We start from the raw sequence: 22,054 nt of genomic DNA on the forward strand, positions 1-22,054 counted from the left end.
AGATGATTAAACACAATATTCTTGCCTTAGATGCATCAACTGAAGCTTTATCGCTGGTGCTACATTATCAAGGGCAAACATTTCATCATTTTGAAGAGTGCCCTCAGCAGCACAGCCAAAAGATTTTGCCTTTAATTGATGAGTTACTCGCAAAGGCGCAATGTAAACTAACCGATTTAGATGTAATTGGTTTTGGTCAAGGACCGGGTAGCTTTACGGGTGTGCGTATCAGTGTTGCGATTGCACAAGGTTTAGCTTATGCCGCACGCTTACCTTTGGTTGGCGTATCAACATTGCAGATGATGGCGCAACAAGCGTTTGAACAAGACCAAGCCAGCGATGTGTTTTCTGCCATTGATGCACGTATGGGTGAGATTTATTACGCTCATTATAAAGCTGATGATAATGGCTTAATGACGCTTGTTGATGAGGAGCAAGTCATTAAACCTGAGTTGCTAACGTTACCTGAAACAACGGCGGCAGCGGTGGGTACGGGTTGGCAGACCTATCCTGCACTTGTTACAGAACTAGCAAATGTAAGTTTAAATGAAAACATTTTACTGCCTGATGCGAAGTACATGCTGGCCTCGGTTGCCACTGCTTATGCTCACGGTGATACAGTGACTGCAGCTAATGCGCAGCCTAAATATGTTCGTGATACAGTGACTTGGAAAAAGCTACCAGGCCGAGAGTAACTGAGATATTAACTGAGAGAATAACGGGACTTGCGTGCCCGTCAGTTATGGCACATAATTTAGTCATGTTTGATGTGGAATTACGAGTTTGACTTTACCTATTGGCTCAGGCTTTTATACCGGTGACATTCCCGGTCAATATAGTCGTAAAAATACCGTTACTGATAAGCCCAAAGCGATATCAGACCAAACGGCTGAGCAAAAATCGTCAACAGAGTATGTTAAATCAAGCCCTCAAGCTGTTGCTATTGCTGATGAGTTTAAAGCTGAGTCGCAAAGCTATCAGCAAACAATTTATGATAAACCAAGCAACCCAAAAACCAGTCGCGCTATTTCAACCTATACAGAATTTGCTAACTTAGAGCGCCGCGCCGAAGTGCAAAGCCTTATTGGCGTTGATGTATATGCTTAGCTAATTGGTAAAACTGAATTCACAAAAAAGCCTAAACAAATTGTTTAGGCTTTTTTTATGATTGGACAGAATTCAATATAAATTACTGCTTAATAAAATCAATCAGCTTGTCGGCAATCGCAGTATTGTTTTGCGAACCGTAGAAATCTTCAGCACGTTTACCATAGGCAAATACTTGCACATCAATAGCGGTGTGGCCGCCAGTAGTCCAACCTGTGAAGCTGGCATGATTGATAATATCTTTTACTGCAAGTAGTAGTGCTTTCTCGCCCATTTTCTTAGCTTGGCTAAGCTTAATGCTGTTTGCATCAGTGAATTCGATATCAGAATACTTTTGCCATACTGCTTTTAAGTCATCGCTTTCAAGTAGATCTTTTGTGATAGTGCCAGCTGTTGCTTTAACACCTTTAACAACGTCAGTTTCCCACTTATATTGACCATGAGCACCGAGTGTTAAGCCTCCTGTTGAGTGATCGGCAGTGATAACAAGCAGGGTATCTGGGTTTTTATCTACATACGCTTTTGCTTGTTCAATCGATTTAGCAAAGTCATCCATTTCGCCCATTGCACATGCAATGTCGTTTGCATGACCACACCAGTCAATTTGGCTACCTTCGATCATCACAAAGAAACCTTTGTCATTTTGACCATCAAGTAAATCAAGTGCTTTAGTTGTCATTTGCGTAAGGCGCGTTGGATTTTCGTCAAGCGCAAACGGTAAACCAACTTCAGCAAATAAACCAAGTGCTGGAACTTGCTTTAAGTCATTCATTGCTGCGAAGTCATCGCTGTACTGATAGCCAGCCGCTTTAAACTCTTCCACTAGATTACGGTCTTCACGAACGTAATATTTCGTGCCGCCACCAAGCATTAAATCAACCGGTAATTTACCTGCGATTTTGTTATCGATATAGTCGTTAGCAATCTCGTCGTAGTTACGGCGTGATTCGTTGTGTGAAGCAAAGCTTGCTGGTGTAGCGTGATTGATTTGCGAAGTAGCTACGAGTGCTGTTGTCATGCCACGCTCTTTAGCAACCTCAAGCATGGTTTTTACTGGTTTTTTATCAGTATCAACGGCAATTGCGCCATTATAACTTTTATGACCACTGCTCAGTGCTGTTGCACCTGCTGCGCTGTCTGTTACATAGGTATGATCGTCAGGGTAGGTATGTGCCATACCACGCAAAATAGTATCGAAAACAGTTGGGTCAACAACTTTAGTATTTGGATCATCTTTAAAGTAACGATATGCAGTTGTGTACGCCGGGCCCATACCATCACCAATCATATAAATGATGTTTTTTGGTGCTGATTCAGCCATTACTGAGCCTGCTGAGCATAATAATGCTAAAAGACTTAATTTTAATTTCATTGATGTAACCTTATTATTGTGCCCTTATTTATACTGCGAGGATTATTGTATACTAGCCAGACGATAAATAAACGCCTTTAAGTTGAAACGCTTAATAAATAGGAGCAATTGTGCAACCTTTTTCTTTTCAAACTGGCACTCAGGCAATGCATGGCCTAACCTTTGGTCATGGCGAAGAGGTTGTGATTGCCTTACATGGTTGGCTTGATAACGCACATAGTTACATACCTATGTTACAAAACGCGCAGTTAAATCAGCGTTGGTATTGCCTTGATTTTCCTGGCCATGGTTTATCTGATTGGCGAAGTAGTGACGCCCATTATTACTTTATTGACTACATTGATGACGTCTATAAGTTTATTGAGTCGCTTGATGTAACGAAAGTGCATTTAGTTGGCCATTCTATGGGCGCCATGGTCGCTGGCGTTTTTGCGAGCTGCTTCCCTGAAATGGTAGCATCGGTAAACTTTATTGAGGGAATTGGCTGCGTTACAACTAACAGCAATGAAATGAGCAGCCAACTTCGTAAAGCGATATTAAATAGAGCGCGGGTAAACAGCAAAGGCCCTCGTGCATTTGACTCAATAGCGCACATTATTAGTGCAAGGCTTGCAAGTGGCGACCTTGATTACCCACAAGCAGAGCTATTAATGACACGAAATAGTTACGAAAAAGCAGGTAAGTGGTATTTAACAACCGATCCTAAGCTTAAAAATCACTCAGGATTTCGCTTTGATGAGGCGCAATGTATTGCAACCATCAAACAAATTAACGCACCATGTCAGCTTATCCTAGGGGATAAGGGTTACCCTTTCGTTAGGGATAACCTAGAGGCATATGGTAAATATTACAAGGAGTTAAAAATTCATGAGATACCTGGAGGTCACCATTGCCATATGCAAAGTCCTGCATTAACCTTAGAGCACATTCATGCATTTATTGGGCAGTATAAAGCAAGTTAATTGTATAATTGCACCAAATGTGGGATTATCTGCACCATTAGAGTATTTACTCCATTGAGAAACGGCCTTAGTTAGATTAAGGTTATTAAAAAATATAATTATAAACAGGAGCTAAGAGTGGAAAAAATCTGGCTTAAACGCTACCCAGAAGGTATGCCTGAAACAATCGACCCTGAGCATTATCACTCGCTACTCGACTTGTTTGAAAAAAGTTTTGCTGACTATAGTGACCTTCCAGCCTTTACCAACATGGGTAAAGTGTTGACCTATAGTGAGTTAGACAGTGCTACAAAACGTGTTGCGTCGTACATTCAAAATGATCTTGGTCTGAAAAAAGGCGATAAAGTAGCGGTGATGATGCCGAATCTACTGCAAACGCCTGTGACTATTTTAGGTATTCTTCGTGCAGGCTGTGTAGTGGTAAACGTAAACCCACTATACACCGTGCGTGAATTAGAGCATCAGTTAAATGACTCAGAGTCATCAGCAATTTTCATTCTTGCTAACTTTGCCGATACCCTAGAAAAAGCATTACCAAAAACCAACGTTAAGCACATTGTGGTTACCCAAGTGGGTGATATGGTGGGCGGCCTTAAAAAGCACATCGTTAACTTTGTGGTTAAGCACGTTAAGAAAATGGTGCCTAGCTACTCATTGCCAAATGTAATCAAATTTGCCGATACACTTGCTGGTAACGAAGCGAGCTATAAAAAGCCAGATGTTGATTTAAACGACTTAGCATTCTTGCAATACACAGGTGGTACAACCGGTGTATCTAAAGGTGCAATGCTATCGCATGGCAACATGGTTGGTAACCTTGAACAAGTATCAGGTTGTCTAGATAACGTGTTAGATCGCGGAAAAGAAGTGGTTATTACGGCACTGCCGCTTTATCACATCTTTGCTCTGACAGCGAACTGCCTAACATTTATGAAATACGGTGGTTTAAACGTACTTATTACTAATCCTCGTGATATGCCGGGCTTTGTAAAAGAGTTAGCACAACACAAATTTACTGCGGTAACGGGTGTAAATACGCTATTTAACGGTTTACTAAATACCCCAGGTTTTGCTGAACTTGATTTTTCAAGCCTAAAAATGTCACTTGGCGGTGGTATGGCAGTACAGCGTCCAGTTGCTGAAAAATGGCAAGCTGTAACAAAAACCAAATTAATGGAAGGTTATGGCTTAACTGAGTGTGCACCACTTGTAACTGTTAGCCCTTACGACCTTGAAGGTTATAATGGTTCAATTGGTTTACCTGCTCCTAGCACTGATATTAAGCTTATGCTTGAAAATGGTGAAGAAGCAGCGAAAGGTGAGCCCGGCGAGCTTTGGGTTAAAGGCCCACAAGTTATGCAAGGTTACTATAACCGCCCAGATGCAACAGCCGAATGCTTAAAAGACGGTTGGTTTGCAACAGGTGATATTGCAACTTACGATGATGAAGGTTTCTTCTATATTGTTGATCGTAAGAAAGACATGATTATCGTATCTGGCTTCAATGTGTTCCCAAATGAGATCGAAGAAGTTGTTGCTATGCACGATGGCGTGCTTGAAGTAGCGGCAATCGGTATCCCTCATGAGGTCAGTGGCGAACAAGTTAAAGTTTTTGTCGTGAAAAAAGATCAATCTTTAACTGAAAAAGATATAATAAAGCACTGTCGTGATAATTTAACGAACTATAAGGTGCCTAAACTCGTTGAGTTTAGAGATGAACTACCAAAAACAAACGTTGGTAAGATTCTAAGAAGAGCCTTAAAGGACGAAGAAAAATAATTAAAGCCGGCATTAGCCGGCTTTTTTATGGTAAAGAAAGGGGTATAAGTGCAATATCAACTGATCGAAACGCAAAATCAATTAAATGATTTTGTAGAAAAAATAACAGGAAAACCGGTACTGGCGATTGATACCGAGTTTATGCGTCGTCGTACGCTTTACCCTGAAGTTGCACTTATTCAAGTATACGATGGTGAGCATTTAGCGTTAATCGACCCTCTGGCTGAGTTGTCGCTTTTTGATTTTTGGCAAGTACTTAAAAACCCAGAGGTGTTAAAGGTACTGCATTCACCGTCAGAAGATATTGAAGTGTTTCAAAAATACGCTGGCTTTGTACCAACACCGCTGTTTGATACCCAATTTGCTCTACAAATATTAGGCCATGGTAACTGCATGGGCTTTGCGCACATGGTTAAAGAGTTGCTTGATATCGAAATTGATAAAAGCGAATCACGCACTAACTGGCTACAGCGCCCACTCACAGAAAAGCAGCTAGATTATGCCGCTGCCGATACGTACCACTTACTGCCTTGTTTTGAAATCATTGAAAAACAAATTGATGAAGCTGGCTTTTTTGACATCGTGATCAGCGAAAGCGAGTTAGTCGCGCAAAAACGTGCTTACCAACCACCAGCAGAGCAGCTTTATAAAGACATTAAAAATGCTTGGCAATTACGACCGCACGACTTAGCAGTATTACGCGAACTTGCCGCATGGCGCCGTGAAAAGGCAGAGCGCAAAAACCTCGCGCTTAACTTCGTGGTAAAAGAGCATAACATGGTTGAAATTGCTAAGCGTAAGCCTGCAAGTCTAAATGCGTTACGCAGAGTACCGGGTGTTGAGCCAATGGAAGTGAACCGTTCGGGTGTTGAAATTTTAAAATGTATTGAGCGTGGTAAAGCCGTTCCTGATAGCGAACAACCTGCACAATTAAAACGTTTAATTGATTTTCCGGCATACAAAAAAGCGGCTAAAGATATTAAACAAAAAATTACCAAAGCTGCAAAAGAGCAGGGTATTCCTGAAGATGTATTGGCCTCTAAAAAACAGATTAACCAACTGATCAGCTGGAATTGGAAGCTCGATGCCGATGAGCGTAAAGCTGCATCAAAGCCAGATCTGTTTAACTCATGGCGCTATGAGTATGTGAAAGACGTACTTAAAGAGTGGCAAAACTAAGTAACTAACTTTTTAAAGGGCTTTTGTATGCTTTGTATTCGTACTAAAAGCCCTGAAACTTACTGCGTTTACGCGTAACCTCTAGCCAATGCAGTAAGTTATTATCATATCTTTTAAGTCGTTGTTTTTGTTTCGACGTTAAATAATAAAATGGCGCGAATATAAAGTAGCCATGACCAATGATTACCACACAATTAAAACCATATTTAGAGTATTGTTTAATTAGTTTAGTTTTGTTTGGTTCAATATGAACATTTCCAAACGCTGAGCTATAAAAAATACCGTGTCGACATATAGTCAGCTCATTTTTACTGCTCAATACCAATAAAATAATTATTAACGATGTAAGCATAAAAGCCAGCAAAAGCAGGTCATAAAGTGGATGCTTTTGGGATGTCGCTTTTAGAATAGACAATGTTAAGACGGCTAAAGTCACGAGGATCGCAAGTGTGCTTTTCTCTGAACTCTTCCTTAAATTCAATACTTTCATTCTCAGTCCCTGAGAGGCTTTTTTAATATAGTACTTCGCTACTTAGATAAAACAATCTGCCGAACAAATGAAAGTAAACGCTATTTTTAATGTTTTATTATTAATTTTTAATGCTGTGCTTTATTTAGCTTGTTGAAATTAAATAAGATGTTAAACGATGAAAGATATAAGAATAAATGTAAAATAGGTTGGTAGAATAAGTCACGTTATATATCTTCATTAAGGATTATGAGCCATTGAAAACTGCCAAGCTGTTCTTTGCACATATTTTTATTAAAATGATCGACGCGAGCATATTAATGTATTTAATTTTACATAAAAGATTTTAAAAAACTTGTGATAGCAATGCCTTAAGTAATTTGTTAAAACTATATCAAAGAGGTAAGCCACATAACAAACCGCTGTAGATCTGGGAGGAACATGCTGGGATTAAAGAATGTGAATCGTCCCCGCTTGTTAATATAGCCATCCTTTTTGTCCCTATGCTAGATGGGTGGTACATTTAAGGATATTCCCGCAATTAATTTTGACGTTGGTATTTTAAAATATAAACAGATGCATTGAACGGAAATTTAGGAGTGCTTTTGTGAAAGGGACTGCATTCATTCTTCTCATCGTAGCAGTTTTCGGTATTCTAAAACTCATTGCTCCGAAGATTGTGGAGTTTTTGCCTGAGTGGGTAAATGGACTTATATTTCTCATTGTATTTTTGGTTTTGTGTTTTCAATTTGGGCGATTTATCTTTAAACACCGAAGAAAGGACGATTAGTTGTTCGTTTTAAAGCGTATAACAAACAATTTAAGCCGTCGTTCGGTCGTTTTTACTGAATGTTTTTGACATCAATAGGATTAAGATATGGAAAACTATGCACTAGCAGGCTTGGGGTTGCTAATAGTGTTCAATATTTTGATTAGTTTAGTAATTTATAAAAGAAATGATTTTGAAACTTTTCAAAAAGTAGCACAAATAGTTCTGGTTTGGTTACTCCCCGTCATAGGTGGAGCTGGAATCTTGATATTCTATAAAAGCATAGATAAACCAATTAGGAAACCAGAAAGCTTTGCAAAACGTACTGAAGGTAGTAGCTCTTGGCAAGATGAACCTTAATATAGAGCTATGAGTGAACGACTTTTTAAATCTAAGCCATGAGCTCACGTGTTTAAAGCGAGCTCATTCCTAAAATAACCCTACAAACCAAGTAAAATCTTATCTAAGTTTTGTTTTGATTTAGCTACGCTTTGTAGTGGGGTTAATCCAGTTGGGTATTCTTCTTGCTCAAGCACTAACCACTTGGTATTGCCGTGCGACTCTAAAGTATCGATGATGGCAGGCCAATCAATGTTGTTTTCGCCGATAATCGGGCTCATGTTGCTACCCTGAATCGTACGTACTTTAATGTGCGTAGCAAGCGTGCGGTTAGGGTACTTTTTAATAAAGTAGATTGGATCTTTAGCTGCGTAATTGACCCAGCCAATATCTAACTGCAATGGCATGGTCTTGGGTGTGTTACTGGCAATGTAATCCCAAAACGTTGCATTATTAAAAGCATTAAACTCTTTATTATGATTGTGAAAACCGATCTTCATATCAAAGCGGGTCGCATAATCACTGACTTTAGTAAGCTCTTTAACCAGAGATTTAACTCCCTCAGGGTGCCATGCTCTTTCATCCCAAGGTACATAAAGTGTAGTAACGCCAAGGGTCTTGTAAAACAGCAGGGTGCTATCAATAGTGTTTTCACTGAGTGCATCAAAGCCTATATGGGCACTACTGGCAACTAAGCCTAATTCACTGAGCTTTGCTTTTAAGGCTGCTGGATTATTTGAATATGGGCCAAAGTCTCCGGCAAACTCCACGCCGTCAAACCCCATTTCGGCAAGAGACTTAAGCGTACCATGAAAGTCAATTTTTAAGGTGTCTTTGACTGACCATAGCTGCACACTCACTGGCAGTTTTGCGAATAATTGACCACTAAATAAAAGGCTAATAATGAGCAATAAAATGCGGGTTTTAAACATACTTCAATCCTAAAAAAGCAGGGGAGTGACCCCCTGCACTGTGTTACAAATAACACAAGGGGGAAAGTTAATCGATATAGGCGTACTCGCTTAAACCAAGCTCAGCTAAAACCTGATCTAAGTGGGCTTTTGCTTCATCAGAAGGACCAGGGTAATCACCTGCAATAGGTACATTGCCAAGATAACCAATGTCTTTACAGCCTTCAGGTGTACAGAAAAAGGCAGCAAGCACTAACTCTTTAAAGCGTAAAAAGGCTTTACCAATACGCTGAAATTGCAGAGGTGTTTGCTCGTTTAAAAACGCAATATCGTCTAAAATCGCGCGATGTTGCTTTTCGTTAAGTGCAACAAATTGCTTTTTAAAACGAAGCTGTGCTTCATCGTTAAGCCACGCTAATGAATTTAAAATTTTAATTCTATCGCGTTGTTGGCCTTCATACGGCGCGCTCACCCATTCATTAATAACGGCCGGTACTTGTAGTTCACTGGCTGAAGGAATAGCGCCTTCGCGCGGTACAATGTAATCAGATAAAAGCGCAACTAACGTAAGCTCGTCTGCGGTTAAGGTCAGCGGCCAAGGTGATTCTGGTGGCATCACCAAATTAGGGTCTTGACCATAGCCTTTAGCGGTCACAGGCTTAATATCTAAATCAGGCCAATGCTCTTTTGCAGAGACTGCACCGTCATCTTCAAGTGCTTTTGTGCACCCAGCAGTTAAACCAACCGCCGAGCCCGCAGCTAATAGACCAAGCCATTTTAAAGACTCACGGCGGCTCATGTTTGAAACATAGTTATATGAGTCGTGTTCGTTACGATGATGCATAATTAAAGTACCCCGTTATCAATTTGTTGAGCAAGCCAAGTTGAATTACGCATTGCCAGTGTCATGATGGTGAGCGTACAGTTTTTATGAGGGTTAGAAGCAAATACACCGGCATCCATAACAAATAGGTTATTACAATCCCATGTTTGACCCCATTGATTGGTGACTGAGTCTTTCTTTGAGCTGCCCATTCGTGTGGTGCCCACTTCGTGAATGATTTCGCCACCTTTTGAAATTGCTTTTTCAGCAGGCGGGAGTTCGCCAACGGTCGCCCCCATGTTTTCTAGAATTTGCTTCGCAGTTTTTAAACCATGTTCGATTTGCTTTAATTCTCTGTCAGACCACTTAAAGTGGAACTTTGATACCGGAATACCCCATTTGTCTTTAACGTTTTCGTCAATTTCCATGTAGGTATCTTTGTTCGGTAACATCTCGCCACGCAGAGCAAAACCAACGTAAGAGCCATATGCATCACGAATTTGCTGTTTAAGGGCAGGGCCATAGCCTTGTTTATCACCCGATACACCCGAGCCTGGTTGTCTAAAGCCACCGCCAATTTCAAAGTGATAACCACGTGGGAAATCTAATTCATTGTTAGCTTGTGCTTGATGACCCCACCAAGGAATAAATAAGTGATTAGCGGTATGTCCATCTTCGTTATAACGTGGGCGACCTTTAAGTGCCGGAATTTGCGCACCTAACCATGCACCCGTCGAATCCATCAAGTTTCGACCTACTTGGCCACTTGAGTTAGCAAGGCCTTTAGGGTGCTTTTTATTCTTTGAGTTTAATAAAATACGTGCTGATTCACAGGCGCTGGCGGCTAAGATAACCACATCGGCATCAATAGCATGTTCGGTTATTGTGTGTTTATCAACATAAGTGACGCCAGTGACTTTACCTTGCTCATCAACCTTAACTGATTTAACCATAGCATCGGTAATGACTTTTAAGTTTCCGGTGGCTTTTGCCATTGGCAGTAATGATGTCGTAGTTTGGAAAGCAGCACCAATTGAGCAACCAGAGCCACAAGGTGTTGCATAAAAACACGCCATGCGATCATCTTTCGGGCGAGTTAATACCGCGCGATGCATCGGCACTGCTTGAATGCCCATTTTCTTTGCAGAAGCGGCAATTAGAAGTTCAGGCACACGCGGTTTTGGTGGCGGCTGTAAAATACCCGGTGACGAATCTGGCATATCTTCATGGCCTGTATTAGTGCCACATACGCCAACAAGCTCTTCTGTTTTATCGTACCAAGGTGCTAAATCAGCGTATTCAAATGGCCAGTCGGCACCGTGACCATCACGGCTTTTACCTTTAAAATCGTGCTCACTAAAGCGTAATGAATAGCGGCCCCAGTGGTTAGTTCGACCACCTAACATACGTGCGCGCCACCAATAAAAGTCGCTCCCTTTGGCACTCGTGTATGGCTCATCAGGTACTTGCCAGCCGCCATCAACGGTTGCGTCGTAAAAGCCAAAGTTTTTGTCTTTGTTACCTGCACCCATAAGTGGGGCTTCGTTGTTACGACGAAACATCGGGCTTTCTGTTTTCGGGTCATAATTACGGCCCGCTTCAAGTAATAACACCTTGTGACCAAGCTTGGTTAACGTGTATGCGGCCATTGCACCGCCAGCACCAGAGCCAACAACTAATACCTTATGTTTAAAATCAGACATCTTATAGCTCCTTGATTTTTATATTTTTAAACCACACTTTGTCACCATGGTCTTGAAGCCCGATATGACCTTGTTCAGCCGTTGCAAAGTTTTTCCAAGTTGCAAACTTACTGCCTTTAACAAGGGTGTTCCATGTTGTACTGCCAATCACAATGCTGGTGGTGCTAATACCGTTTTGCCAAACTTGTAAGTGGTTGTCTTGCATTTTAATGCGTACATGGTTCCAGCTATTTGCTGGTTTGTGCGCCGCAACTGGCGCTGCAAATAAATCGTAAATTGACCCTGCTAAGTGCGAGTCAATTTCGGTATCTGGGTGTTCTTCGTTATCGATAATTTGAATTTCAGGCGCATGAGAGTAAATCATCTGTCCGGTTTCATCAGCTAACACAAAAATACCGCTATTGCCTTTGGTAGAGATTTTCCAATCAATCTGTAATTCAAAGTTTTGGTACTGCTTTTTAGTAAGCAGGTCGCCACCACCTTTGGTTAATGTCATAGCGCCATCTTCAACGACCCATGCAGGATTTAAAGATTCGCTTTTAAAATTACGCCATTGCGACATATCTTTGCCGTCAAACAACAACTGCCAGCCAGCTTGCTTTTCTTGTTGTGTAAGCTGATTATCAGCCGCATTAGCGAGTGCACAGCTACTAACGGTGAGCATTAAAGTCAGTGCTTTAAGAGATTTAAACATAGTGTTCCTCGACGATTTACTTGCTTAAGACGCACATTTTTCGGTGCGTTTGTTGTTATTAATTACTAGATGCAACCCAATGAATGCGACGATTAAAATAATTGGGAAGATCAGTAGGTTTTGTAATACAGCCTGTCCGGCTAAAATTTCAATTTGTTCAGCGCTTGCGCCACTTGCCTGTGCCGATGAGCGTGCGGTATCTATCCAGCTACCAATTACAGGGTTCCAAATGCTCATAGCAAACATGCCTGCACCACCCATTAACGACATACCCAGCGCCCCTGACTTTGGAATGTATTCAGCAACGCAGCCAAGCATGGTCGGCCAAAAGTAGGTAACGCCAAGTGCAAAAAGCATCGCTGCTAGATATATCATGCTGCCCTCGGCTTGGCTCATCATGAAGATACCTAAGCTTGCACAAATGGCAGATCCAAGTAATACACCAGTAGGGTTGAGCTTATGCACAATGGGGCCTGCAAAGAAGCGACCAACAGCCATTAGGCCAGTGATCAAGGCTAATACCACCATAGGAGAGGCACCCGATGAACCTAAAATACGCTCAATCCATTGTTGTGTGCCAAACTCAGTGGTTGCGGTGAATGTCATGCAGGCAATTAAAAAGATGTATAACGGCGTGAATAAGTGGCGAATATTGCTGCTAGTTGAGTGAGTGCGTGTATCAAAGCGTGGAAACTGCGCTTTGATCAGCATAGCGCCATAAATAACCGTAGGAACTAAAATTAAAGCCACTTGCCATTGCCAGTTTAAACCCGCTCCCGACATAAAATTCGACGCAAGTGCGCCTATCACAATGCCACCAGGGAACCAAACATGAAAACGGTTTAGCATAGTGGTGGTATTTTTAGGGTACATTTCTGCAATCAGTGGATTACAGCCCGCTTCAACAGCCCCGTTGGCAAAACCAATCAAAAAGGTAGAAACCAGTAAGCCCCAAAAACCATCAGCAGTGATAGTTAAAACAAGACCAAGTAAATGACAAATAAACGCTAAAGCCACTAATTTCTTCGCGCCAATGGCATTATAAATAATACCGCCGACCATAGTCGCAACGGGAAAACCTAAAAATGCCATGGCATTAACCCAACCTAGTTCGGTGTCGGTTAAGCCAAACTCACTGCCAAGTTGACCCAAAATACCAGCACGAATGGCAAAGGTCATAGAGGTCACAATCAGTGCTATACAGCAAAGCCGAAAGACTATGCGGTTATAATTATTGTTGTCCATATTGTGTGTCCTGTGTGTTCAATTGTTGTCGGTTTTATAAACCTAAAATTCGATTATTACGCTCAGTGTTTGTTGCGCCACTGGCAAAATCGTCAAAGGCTTTGTCTGTTGGGTTTATTATGTGTGCTTTAATAAACTCAGCGCCTTCTCTTGCCCCATCTTCTGGGTGCTTTAAGCAACATTCCCATTCAAGTACAGCCCAACCATCAAAACCATATTGAGTTAACTTGCTAAAGATTTGCTTAAAATCTACTTGGCCATCACCTAAAGAACGAAAACGCCCTGGTCGGTCTTGCCAGTTTTGAAATCCGCCATAAACACCTGAGCGGCCATTTGCGATAAATTCGGCATCTTTGACATGGAACGCCTTAATGCGCGAATGATAAATATCGATAAACGCTAAATAGTCGAGCTGTTGCAGTACGAAGTGGCTCGGATCATAAAGAATATTCACGCGTGGGTGATTATTGGTTGCCGCTAAAAAGCGCTCAAATGTCACACCATCATGTAGATCTTCACCTGGATGCAATTCATAACACACATCCACGCCATGCTCGTCAAAGCAATCTAAAATGGGTAACCAACGCTTAGCAAGTTCACTAAAGCCTTGTTCAACAAGTCCTTGTGGACGCTGTGGCCACGGGTAAAAGGTATGCCATAAAAAAGAACCCGAGAACGTCGCATGGGTTGTTAAACCAAGGTTTTTACTTGCTTTAGCAGCCATCATCAGTTGCTCTGTTGCCCACTTTGTTCGCGCTGCAGGGTTACCTTTTACATGCTCTGCGGCAAAGTTATCAAACATTTCATCGTACGCAGGGTGTACAGCAATTAACTGGCCTTGCAAATGTGTTGATAACTCTGAAATTGTAAGTCCATACTCTGTGGCAATACCAGTGACTTCATCGCAGTATTGCTGGCTTTGAGCTGCTTTTTCTAAATCGAAAATATCTGGATTTGAGGTTGGCACTTGAATCGCTTTGTAACCTAAACCGCTTGCCCACTCACATAAACCTTTAAAGTTATTGAAGGGTGCTTGCTCTGAAATAAACTGCGCCAAAAATATTGCTGGCCCTTTGATTTTATTCATTCTTTATTATCCAATCTGTAATTTGTGCCATTTAGTATCTTGTTTAGCTGAAGCAACAACATGCTCAATAAACGCCATACCACGCACAGCCTCATTGATGCCTGGCACATCAAATGCTGAATTTGTTGCGTTATCGCCTTGCTTAAATGCATGGATCTGCGCTGCAAAATTGCTGTAAATATTGGCAAATGCTTCAAGGTAGCCTTCTGGGTGACCGGCAGGGGCGCGCAGGGCATTTTGCGTGTCAGGGTGTAATTCACCTACGCCCGCTCTAAGTAATGTTGCGGCTTGATTGTGGCCTCGTAGCCATAAGCTATTTGGCTCAAGTTGCGACCATTCAAGACTGGCTTTATCGCCATAAATTCGCAGACGTAAGTTGTTTTCATCGCCAACAGCAATTTGGCTTGCCAGTAAAACGCCTTTACAACCATTATTGAATCTAAGTAGCACAGTGCCATCATCATCAAGGGCTCGGCCTTCAACTACATGGTTTAAATCGGCGCAAAGCTCGGTGATTTCGAGATCAGAGACATACTCGGCTAAGTTAGCTGCATGCACGCCAATGTCACCCATACAACAACTAATGCCAGCCTTACTGGTGTCTAAACGCCAGCTCGCTTGCTTTGAGCCCTCGTCTTCACGTTGAGATAACCAGCCTTGGGTGTACTCAACAATCACTTTACGTATGGTGCCAAGCTCGCCTGCTTTTACGCGATGCTTGGCTTCTTTGACCATAGGGTAACCGGTGTAAGTGTGGGTTAACCCATATAAAACCTGCTGCTTTGCAATGATGCTTTGTAATTGCTCTGCTTCTGTGAGAGTGAGCGTTGCAGGTTTATCTGAGAGTACATGAAAGCCATATTCAAGCGCCATTTTCGCGACCGGAAAATGTAAATGGTTTGGCGTGACAATAGCCACAAAATCAATACGCTCATCAGCGGGTAATTTTGCTTCTTCGGTAAATAGCGTATGGTAACTGTCGTAGCAACGGCTGCTATCAAGCCCAAGTAGTTCGCCAGTTGCTTTACATTTGTTTGCGTCTGAACTGAATGCGCCTGCAACAAGCTCAATCATTCCGTCTAATCGCGCTGCAATTCGATGAATAGCGCCAATGAAGGCACCATCGCCACCGCCTACCATTGCCATGCGGATCTTAGCTTTGCTCATCTTAAGCGCTCCTAATTTAAATAGCGTTTGCTACTGTTAATATCATGTTATTGATAATAGGAAAGCTTAGCCAATAAGCGCTAATAAAAATTCGGTTGACAATGCAACAAAATCGGCGTTTAAAATATATAGGGCTGTTCTGTATTGAGACAAAATTAAGCGATGGATATTCAAGAAATAATAAAAAAAGCTGGCGTAAATCAGCTGATTGCTGCATTTGATTTACTGCCAGATATCCTCTTTTGGGTAAAAGACACAGATAGTAGAATCTTGCATTGTAATCAGCATTTTATTGAGCATCAGGGTTATAAAACACTGGAGCAAATATTGCTAAAAACAGACTTCGATTTTTCACCAAAGCACCTCGCGTTTCAATACGTAAATGACGATAAACGGGTGATGGAAGGCTACATAGTAACCGACCGTTTAGAGCTTAACCAAACCCAACAAGGTGAGCTTGGTTGGTTTTCTACATCAAAGCATGCTTTAAAAGATCACGATGGCAATGTGATTGGCACTTACGGAGTGACCCGACATTTACAAAAAACCTCAAAAGCACTTTCTCATGTAAGGGCAATTGAAGAGCCGGTAAAATTTATTCGCGAGCATTATCATCGTCAGATCAGCATTGATGAATTAGCAGAGCTTGCACACTTGTCGGTGAGCGCCTTAGAGCGTCGTTTTAAAAAACACTTAGCAAAAACACCCAATCAATTTATTAACGAAGTGCGCCTCGAAAATGCCCGCAAGCTGCTAATTGAAACGCAACTGCCCATTTCACAAGTGGCCTATCAGTGCGGGTTTTCTGAACCGAGTTACTTCAGTAAACAATTTCGGCGTTTGTTTGGCGAAATTCCCTCACAAATGCGCTCGCAATTAGGTGATTAAATTGCAGCTCTTGCCATTAAAATAGCCCCTTGCTCTGCACTGGCAAGGGCGCGGGTTAAATGCGCTTTACTGGCATCAGTTAAGTAAGGCGTGATAGCACTAGCAATACCGCCCATCAAGGTGACGTTTTCAATACCTTGCTTTTCAAAGTAAGCGATATAGCGGGTAATGTATGCGCACGCTTCATTGATTAATTGCTGACAAAAAGCATCGTCAGAATGGCTAAAAACGAGCGGCGCAAATTTGGCAAGCTCAGCCGGGCGCGCTGATATTAAACGCTGACTTAACGCTTGGCTTGAGTGGCAGTTAAGTTGGGTGAGTAGGGCATCTATAGCCGCTGAACTATGCGCAACACCATCAAGTACTGCAAATGCTTTTCGGCAAAGTTGTAAGCCTAACCAACCACCACTGGCACCATCGCTCAGTAATAATCCGTAACCACCTAATTCGCTAAATTGGTTTTGTTGTTGGTAACCCGCACAAAAGCCCGTACCAAGAATAATCACTGCGCCATCATGGTGTTGATGTGCGCCTTTACAGGCAATTAGCATGTCTGTTGAGAGGGTAAACTTGGCAAAAGGATGCTGCCATTTGGTCATAGCTTGATAGGCAGAGTCGATATTAGCACCGGCAAGCCCTGCATGCGCATAAGTGTTTTTCAGCTCGCTTAAGGCAAGCCCTGCCTCATGAAAAGCAAGTTCAGTAGCGTGAAGTATTGACTCTTGGCTTTGTTGGCAGCTGGTGGCCACGTTTGCTGAGCCACTTATGGCTTCGCTAAGTAGTGAGCCATTTTCGTTTTCTAAACGAACTTTACACTTACTGCCACCGCCATCGATACCTAAAAAATACGTTGCCATGATTAATCCTTTGAAAGAAGCTTATTGATAGCCTCAGCGTTAATTGCACCGTTTTCGTTGTGCACACATGAGTGTACATGCACAGCTGCATTGGCTGAATGGTTTTTTATTATTTGCCAAAGAGCTTCAGCGTTTTCTATGGTCACACCACCCCCCATAACAATTTCTATCTGATTAGCGCTGTGCACTAAGTATGTGTTGAGCTGATTTAGGCCATCAACAGCACTTTGGCCGCTTTGCCACGGCGTGCCTGCTGTTAATATGCGGTCAACGCCTAAACTAATCAGTTTATCAAGTGCGCTTAACGGGTTTGTTAGGGTGTCGAATGCACGGTGAAAGGTCACCATCAGGCCATGCTGTTTGGCTGTGGCAACTAAAGAGCGGGTCACTTCTAAATCAAGTTCGCCGTGTTTAACTGCCCCAAATACCACGCCATGCGCTCCCGCACTCGCTGCCATTGTTATTTGTTTTTGCATAACTTGGTGGCACTCAGCACTAACAAAAAAATTACCAGCTTTGGGGCGTATCATCACCACTAACTCTGCACTATTAGTCAGGCTTTTTACAGCGCAATCAATCGCATTAACACTTGGTGTTAAGCCACCTAGGTGTAAATTACTGCACAATTCAAAGCGCTTTGCGCCTAAGTTACTAGCCATTGAAATGTTGTTAGCGAGCTGCTTAAAGCACCCTTCGTTTAGGCATACTTCAAGAAATTTACCATTTTTCATGGGCGTGTTTTTACCATATCTATTACACCTATTTTTTAGTCACTCAATTTCTGAGTCGTCAATAAATACGCAATATGTTAAATTGTTATTTATTATCAATATTTTAAATGTATTTTTGAGTTTGTTTTGCTGAGCCAGTTAACTCAAATTCGCTGAGCTTAACTATAATTCAGAAAGTATAAAAATGAATATAAAATATTCCTAACGCCGATTTTGTCATATCTCTCACCGAATTTTTATTATCACTTTTTGACCACTCACCCTATTCTGAGTTTGAGTTTAACAAGCTGTTAACTACCAATAATCAGTTTAAAAACCGACAACAATAAATCGTTTTTGCAGGGGCTAAAACCTCTTATACAAAAACAGAACACACAACTGGAGATAGGCATGGGCAAGCAAACTGTAATAAAAACAAAAGGGCAAGGAAGGCATTTTAAGCGTAATGCAATTTTGATTTCGCTACTGGCGGCAATCAATACAAGCTATGCAGCAGAGCAAGCAAATGATGATGTAGAAGTGATTGAAGTTCGAGGTATTCGTTCTTCAACCGCAGAAAACTTAGCAATAAAACGACTTTCAACGGCAACAGTTGATGCAATCACCGCAGAGGATATTGGTAAGTTTCCCGATAAAAACGTCGCTGACTCATTGCAACGTGTATCGGGCGTTTTGATTGACCGCGACGGTGGCGAAGGTAGCCGTGTGAGTATTCGTGGTACGTCACCAGATTGGACTCTCACTCAATTAAACGGTAACTATATTGCTTCATCAGGTTCTGGTACTCCTACCCGTAGTTTTAATTACACGTTATTGCCTTCAAGCATGATCAAAAGTGTAGAAGTGTACAAAAGTGCAGAAGCACGGATCGATGAAGGCGGTATTGGTGGTACGGTTATTTTACACACCCGTAAACCGCTTGAGATGGAAGCAAATTCAGGGGTGTTAAGTGCAGAGGTGACTTACGATGATGTGTCTGAAGACACTAAGCCGCAAGTAAATGTGCTGTATTCATGGAAAAATGACGACGAAAACTTTGGTGTACTGGCCGGTTTTACTCGTCAAGATCGCACCGTAACCACCATTACTAACAACGCATCACATTGGCGTTTTCACTCAGATACCGTTGAAGGGGCAGAGCGCCCAGCGCTGGTAGACCAAGCCACTGGCGAAGTTTACAACAATGTATGGGCACCTCGTGCGATGAGTGTTAATAACTCAAACCAAGACCGTACACGCGATGGTTATCAAGTGGCTGTTCAGTGGGCACCGAGCGACAGACTTGATTTAAACTTTAACTATTTTGGTGCCAAGCTAGGTTACGACCAAACAGGACAAAGCATTACCTTTGCCGAATGGAATGATAACCACAACCCGTATTACGGCATTGTGCTTGATGGCGATACTGTGGTTGCCTATGGTAATGGCGATAATGGTTTACTTAATGATAATAACTGGGGTGATGCCGATGTAAATGGTGGTGTGGCTGTTCGCCGTGGTTTATTGTCGCCGCAGTTAACAGGGCGTGAGCGTTTTGGCGAATCAAAATCAAATACCTATGATTTTGAAGGCACTTATTATGGTGATACTTACAGTGTTACATTAAAGCTGGGTCATACCGAAGCTGAAGGCGGCACCTCAAAAGAAACCTACGCTAATATAGATGCGCGTTTAGGCTCAGTAAACAGCTGGTTATGGTCAATTGAAAACGGTAATCCAAGCTACGAAGTGTCGACTGATTTAGCCACCGATAAAGAAGCATATCAATATTATGATTGGTTTGACTCATACTCATCTGAAAATGAAGACTCAGAAGATTACATTCAAACAGATGTAAAATTTGACCTTGATGGCAACTTTTTCACCCGTGTCTATGTAGGTGCCAAATACCGCGACCACGAAATTAAAGGCATTCGTAACGACTTTCGTTGGGATGACGGCATTGCTGATAACGGCGGTTACCGCGGTTACTTGCCAGGCACTGAGTGGTTCCATAATCCAGATTTTCACCCAGATGCACCAACATTGGTAAGCGACCATATAGTTGATAACAGTGCAGGTGATACAGGTGCATTTAACTTTTTAGCGTTCGATTTTGGAGCCCTTGATAACTACTTAAAAGAAAACTTTAGCCAAACAGTGGTGCCAACACTTTCGGGCACGTACGCCCTTGAAGAGAAAATTTGGTCTGTTTACACCCAAGCTGATTTTGAATGGCAAGATTTCCGCGGTAATGCCGGTGTGCGTTATGTTAATACTGAACTAAGCACCTTGACCTACGATGATGTCATTGGTCAAGACGATGACGATACCGATCCAAACGAGCGCAGTAGCGATGGCAGTGAAGTATTACCAAGCTTTAACCTTGCATGGGATGCAACCGAAGATCTTGTGGTGCGTTTTGCAGCAGCACGTACTATGGCAAGAGTGAGCTATTCAGACTTAAGCCAAGCAGAGTCTTACGGTCCTCCAGTTAATATTAACTCGCCAGATTCATGGACAGGCCGTGGTAATGGTACCTCGGTAAACACAGGCCTTGAACCTATGTTATCTGACCAATTTGATTTAGGTATTGAATGGTATTACGGCGATGGTTCTGCACTGGGTGCGACATTATTCTCTAAAGATATTTCTAACTTACCAATCTCGACAGTAGAAATTGTAGAGCGAGAACACGATTGTTGTAACGGCCCAATAGAAGTCGAAATGAACACCAAAGTGGGTGGCGGTGATGCAAAGTCAGAAGGTTTAGAGCTGTTCTTCCAGCATTCGTTTGATAATGGTTTTGGTATTTTAACTAACTATACCTACACAGATACCAGCACCAGCGAAGTCTCGACAGACGGACAAAAAACAGAGGCCGAAATACCAGGCACCGCTAAGCACCAATATAATGTGTCGGTGTACTTTGAAAATGACGACTTTAGTGTTCGTGCGTCTTACAACTGGAAAGATGACCGTGCCAACGGTATTCACCAAGGCTACAACTTATATACCAAAGACTATGGTCAGCTAGATGTGAATGCCTCGTATAACTTAACAGAGGATCTTTCGTTTACCGCGTCAGTGGTGAACCTAACAGAAGAAATAGAAGAAGGATATTGGAAACAAAGCAATCGCTTTACCTATAACCAATATTCAGGCCGCCGTTTTTACCTAGGCGCAAATTATAATTTCTAACCCAAGAGATGTTGTTTGTTGCAACCTAAAAAGGTACTTTTATTAAAGTACCTTTTTCTTTTTTAAGACAATAATGATTGAATTTGTAAAAACAACGGAGCAAGACAAAGCCTATTTACTCGACTTAAGATTAAATACCATGGTTGAGCACTTAGAGAATCAGGGGTTATTTTTATCACTTGAGCAACATCAAGCAAGAGTGGCTGAGCATTTTGAGCACAGTCATTTAGTGTTAAATGATGGGCAATGTGTAGGCGCAGCAAAGTTCATCGTGAGTGACCAAGCAATCAGTTTATTACAACTACAAATTGCACCTAAAGAGCAGGGCAAAGGGTTAGGCACTAAGGTGTTAGATGCACTCAAAGCGCAAACAGCAGAGATCAATTTAACTGTGCTAAAAGCGAATCCAGCGTATGGATTATATCAACGGGCAGGGTTTAAAACTCTAGGCGAAGACGACTATGAGTTTCATATGCAGTGGCAGAAATAAAAAAGGGCGCTGTTAAAAAACTAAGCGCCCAATTTTGACTATTTCTTTTCTTCGTCAGGTAAGGTGACGTTTAGCTCAAGTACGGCTAAGTCATCTTCGTTTTGGTCAAACTGCACCTGAACTGCATCAGTGTTTACATTCACGTATTTACGAATAACATCAAGGATGTCTTGTTTTAGCTGTGGTAAGTAATCTGGTGTACCACGCTGTGAACGTTCGTGCGCGACAATGATCTGCAATCGCTCTTTTGCTAATGACGCACTGCTTTTCTTTTCTGAGCGGAAGTAGTCAAGTAAAGACAC

At 42.0% G+C, this 22,054-nt stretch carries 21 protein-coding genes; 9 read left to right on the forward strand and 12 right to left on the reverse strand.

Going from position 1 to position 22,054, the window contains the following annotated elements; all coding sequences use genetic code 11:
- Nucleotides 1–2 precede the first annotated feature (2 nt).
- Together tsaB and WA256_RS07295 are read left to right on the forward strand one after the other, a co-directional pair.
- Nucleotides 3–695, forward strand: coding sequence for a tRNA (adenosine(37)-N6)-threonylcarbamoyltransferase complex dimerization subunit type 1 TsaB (gene tsaB, locus WA256_RS07290; RefSeq protein WP_063527639.1), 693 nt, complete (start codon nucleotides 3–5; stop codon nucleotides 693–695).
- An 88-nt stretch (nucleotides 696–783) separates the two neighbouring features.
- Nucleotides 784–1,107 (forward strand): hypothetical protein, encoded by a 324-nt coding sequence (locus tag WA256_RS07295; protein WP_062565644.1) that lies wholly within the window; start codon nucleotides 784–786, stop codon nucleotides 1,105–1,107.
- Nucleotides 1,108–1,189: 82 nt separating this feature from the next.
- Here WA256_RS07295 and WA256_RS07300 read toward each other — a convergent pair whose 3' ends face one another.
- A complete protein-coding gene (locus WA256_RS07300) occupies nucleotides 1,190–2,479 on the reverse strand; it encodes an alkaline phosphatase (RefSeq protein ID WP_063527640.1) in 1,290 nt (429 codons plus the stop codon).
- Nucleotides 2,480–2,589: 110 nt separating this feature from the next.
- On the opposite strand from WA256_RS07300, the gene WA256_RS07305 reads away from it, so the two are divergent.
- The 3 genes from WA256_RS07305 to rnd all read left to right on the forward strand — a co-directional run bounded on the left by WA256_RS07305 (nucleotide 2,590) and on the right by rnd (nucleotide 6,399).
- On the forward strand, nucleotides 2,590–3,441 hold the full coding sequence (locus tag WA256_RS07305; protein WP_063527641.1) for an alpha/beta fold hydrolase: 852 nt from the start codon (nucleotides 2,590–2,592) through the stop codon (nucleotides 3,439–3,441).
- A 117-nt stretch (nucleotides 3,442–3,558) separates the two neighbouring features.
- Complete coding sequence (fadD, locus tag WA256_RS07310) at nucleotides 3,559–5,220, forward strand: long-chain-fatty-acid--CoA ligase FadD (protein WP_062565641.1); 1,662 nt, start codon at nucleotides 3,559–3,561, stop codon at nucleotides 5,218–5,220.
- A gap of 48 nt (nucleotides 5,221–5,268) precedes the next feature.
- A complete protein-coding gene (gene rnd / locus WA256_RS07315) occupies nucleotides 5,269–6,399 on the forward strand; it encodes a ribonuclease D (RefSeq protein WP_335990200.1) in 1,131 nt (376 codons plus the stop codon).
- A gap of 43 nt (nucleotides 6,400–6,442) precedes the next feature.
- Here the strand turns inward: rnd and WA256_RS07320 are convergent, their stop codons facing one another.
- Nucleotides 6,443–6,889, reverse strand: a complete 447-nt coding sequence (locus tag WA256_RS07320; RefSeq protein ID WP_062565639.1) for a hypothetical protein — start codon at nucleotides 6,887–6,889, stop codon at nucleotides 6,443–6,445.
- Nucleotides 6,890–7,745: 856 nt separating this feature from the next.
- On the opposite strand from WA256_RS07320, the gene WA256_RS07325 reads away from it, so the two are divergent.
- On the forward strand, nucleotides 7,746–7,997 hold the full coding sequence (locus WA256_RS07325; RefSeq protein WP_130167606.1) for a hypothetical protein: 252 nt from the start codon (nucleotides 7,746–7,748) through the stop codon (nucleotides 7,995–7,997).
- A gap of 80 nt (nucleotides 7,998–8,077) precedes the next feature.
- Here WA256_RS07325 and WA256_RS07330 read toward each other — a convergent pair whose 3' ends face one another.
- From WA256_RS07330 to WA256_RS07360, 7 genes are all read right to left on the reverse strand, one after another.
- A complete protein-coding gene (locus tag WA256_RS07330; protein ID WP_335990203.1) occupies nucleotides 8,078–8,908 on the reverse strand; it encodes a sugar phosphate isomerase/epimerase family protein in 831 nt (276 codons plus the stop codon).
- 67 nt (nucleotides 8,909–8,975) lie between these two features.
- Nucleotides 8,976–9,731, reverse strand: a complete 756-nt coding sequence (locus tag WA256_RS07335) for a gluconate 2-dehydrogenase subunit 3 family protein (protein WP_335990205.1) — start codon at nucleotides 9,729–9,731, stop codon at nucleotides 8,976–8,978.
- Nucleotides 9,732–9,733: 2 nt separating this feature from the next.
- Nucleotides 9,734–11,413: a GMC family oxidoreductase gene (locus WA256_RS07340; protein ID WP_062565634.1), complete on the reverse strand. Its 1,680-nt coding sequence runs from the start codon at nucleotides 11,411–11,413 to the stop codon at nucleotides 9,734–9,736.
- Nucleotide 11,414: 1 nt separating this feature from the next.
- Nucleotides 11,415–12,107: a 3-keto-disaccharide hydrolase gene (locus tag WA256_RS07345; RefSeq protein WP_054552038.1), complete on the reverse strand. Its 693-nt coding sequence runs from the start codon at nucleotides 12,105–12,107 to the stop codon at nucleotides 11,415–11,417.
- Nucleotides 12,108–12,131: 24 nt separating this feature from the next.
- On the reverse strand, nucleotides 12,132–13,352 hold the full coding sequence (locus tag WA256_RS07350) for an MFS transporter (RefSeq protein WP_138558865.1): 1,221 nt from the start codon (nucleotides 13,350–13,352) through the stop codon (nucleotides 12,132–12,134).
- A gap of 34 nt (nucleotides 13,353–13,386) precedes the next feature.
- Complete coding sequence (locus WA256_RS07355; RefSeq protein ID WP_335990211.1) at nucleotides 13,387–14,439, reverse strand: sugar phosphate isomerase/epimerase family protein; 1,053 nt, start codon at nucleotides 14,437–14,439, stop codon at nucleotides 13,387–13,389.
- Nucleotides 14,440–14,445: 6 nt separating this feature from the next.
- The gene (locus WA256_RS07360; protein WP_335990213.1) at nucleotides 14,446–15,606 is read right to left on the reverse strand and encodes a Gfo/Idh/MocA family protein; all 1,161 of its coding nucleotides are present in this window, start codon (nucleotides 15,604–15,606) and stop codon (nucleotides 14,446–14,448) included.
- Between the two features lie 162 nt (nucleotides 15,607–15,768).
- On the opposite strand from WA256_RS07360, the gene WA256_RS07365 reads away from it, so the two are divergent.
- Nucleotides 15,769–16,494 (forward strand): AraC family transcriptional regulator, encoded by a 726-nt coding sequence (locus tag WA256_RS07365; protein ID WP_054552042.1) that lies wholly within the window; start codon nucleotides 15,769–15,771, stop codon nucleotides 16,492–16,494.
- On the opposite strand, the gene WA256_RS07370 is transcribed toward WA256_RS07365, so the two are convergent.
- Together WA256_RS07370 and WA256_RS07375 are read right to left on the reverse strand one after the other, a co-directional pair.
- Nucleotides 16,491–17,351, reverse strand: coding sequence for a BadF/BadG/BcrA/BcrD ATPase family protein (locus WA256_RS07370; RefSeq protein ID WP_335990215.1), 861 nt, complete (start codon nucleotides 17,349–17,351; stop codon nucleotides 16,491–16,493). The genes WA256_RS07365 and WA256_RS07370 overlap by 4 nt on opposite strands.
- Nucleotides 17,352–17,353: 2 nt before the next feature.
- Nucleotides 17,354–18,082 (reverse strand): copper homeostasis protein CutC, encoded by a 729-nt coding sequence (locus tag WA256_RS07375; protein ID WP_335990217.1) that lies wholly within the window; start codon nucleotides 18,080–18,082, stop codon nucleotides 17,354–17,356.
- A gap of 390 nt (nucleotides 18,083–18,472) precedes the next feature.
- Here WA256_RS07375 and WA256_RS07380 point away from each other — a divergent pair, with 390 nt between their 5' ends.
- Both WA256_RS07380 and WA256_RS07385 read left to right on the forward strand, forming a co-directional pair.
- On the forward strand, nucleotides 18,473–21,262 hold the full coding sequence (locus tag WA256_RS07380; RefSeq protein WP_335990219.1) for a TonB-dependent receptor: 2,790 nt from the start codon (nucleotides 18,473–18,475) through the stop codon (nucleotides 21,260–21,262).
- 73 nt (nucleotides 21,263–21,335) lie between these two features.
- Nucleotides 21,336–21,752 carry a GNAT family N-acetyltransferase gene (locus WA256_RS07385; RefSeq protein WP_130167597.1) on the forward strand — a complete coding sequence of 139 codons (417 nt, stop codon included), beginning with the start codon at nucleotides 21,336–21,338 and terminating at the stop codon, nucleotides 21,750–21,752.
- Nucleotides 21,753–21,790: 38 nt separating this feature from the next.
- Here WA256_RS07385 and minE read toward each other — a convergent pair whose 3' ends face one another.
- The gene (minE, locus tag WA256_RS07390) at nucleotides 21,791–22,054 is read right to left on the reverse strand and encodes a cell division topological specificity factor MinE (RefSeq protein ID WP_054552047.1); all 264 of its coding nucleotides are present in this window, start codon (nucleotides 22,052–22,054) and stop codon (nucleotides 21,791–21,793) included.

Source organism: Pseudoalteromonas sp. CH_XMU1449-3 (genome assembly GCF_037027245.1).
Lineage (GTDB): Bacteria > Pseudomonadota > Gammaproteobacteria > Enterobacterales > Alteromonadaceae > Pseudoalteromonas > Pseudoalteromonas shioyasakiensis.

Coding starts and splice junctions, on each gene's coding strand:
- WA256_RS07335 (WP_335990205.1), bottom strand. CDS start 9,731: ATGCATCATCGTAACGAACACGACTCATATAACTATGTTTCAAACATG.
- WA256_RS07380 (WP_335990219.1), top strand. CDS start 18,473: ATGGGCAAGCAAACTGTAATAAAAACAAAAGGGCAAGGAAGGCATTTT.
- WA256_RS07370 (WP_335990215.1), bottom strand. CDS start 17,351: ATGGCAACGTATTTTTTAGGTATCGATGGCGGTGGCAGTAAGTGTAAA.
- WA256_RS07340 (WP_062565634.1), bottom strand. CDS start 11,413: ATGTCTGATTTTAAACATAAGGTATTAGTTGTTGGCTCTGGTGCTGGC.
- WA256_RS07320 (WP_062565639.1), bottom strand. CDS start 6,889: ATGAAAGTATTGAATTTAAGGAAGAGTTCAGAGAAAAGCACACTTGCG.
- WA256_RS07300 (WP_063527640.1), bottom strand. CDS start 2,479: ATGAAATTAAAATTAAGTCTTTTAGCATTATTATGCTCAGCAGGCTCA.
- WA256_RS07350 (WP_138558865.1), bottom strand. CDS start 13,352: ATGGACAACAATAATTATAACCGCATAGTCTTTCGGCTTTGCTGTATA.
- WA256_RS07345 (WP_054552038.1), bottom strand. CDS start 12,107: ATGTTTAAATCTCTTAAAGCACTGACTTTAATGCTCACCGTTAGTAGC.
- WA256_RS07360 (WP_335990213.1), bottom strand. CDS start 15,606: ATGAGCAAAGCTAAGATCCGCATGGCAATGGTAGGCGGTGGCGATGGT.
- WA256_RS07325 (WP_130167606.1), top strand. CDS start 7,746: ATGGAAAACTATGCACTAGCAGGCTTGGGGTTGCTAATAGTGTTCAAT.
- WA256_RS07355 (WP_335990211.1), bottom strand. CDS start 14,439: ATGAATAAAATCAAAGGGCCAGCAATATTTTTGGCGCAGTTTATTTCA.
- WA256_RS07385 (WP_130167597.1), top strand. CDS start 21,336: ATGATTGAATTTGTAAAAACAACGGAGCAAGACAAAGCCTATTTACTC.
- WA256_RS07365 (WP_054552042.1), top strand. CDS start 15,769: ATGGATATTCAAGAAATAATAAAAAAAGCTGGCGTAAATCAGCTGATT.
- tsaB (WP_063527639.1), top strand. CDS start 3: ATGATTAAACACAATATTCTTGCCTTAGATGCATCAACTGAAGCTTTA.
- WA256_RS07330 (WP_335990203.1), bottom strand. CDS start 8,908: ATGTTTAAAACCCGCATTTTATTGCTCATTATTAGCCTTTTATTTAGT.
- WA256_RS07375 (WP_335990217.1), bottom strand. CDS start 18,082: ATGAAAAATGGTAAATTTCTTGAAGTATGCCTAAACGAAGGGTGCTTT.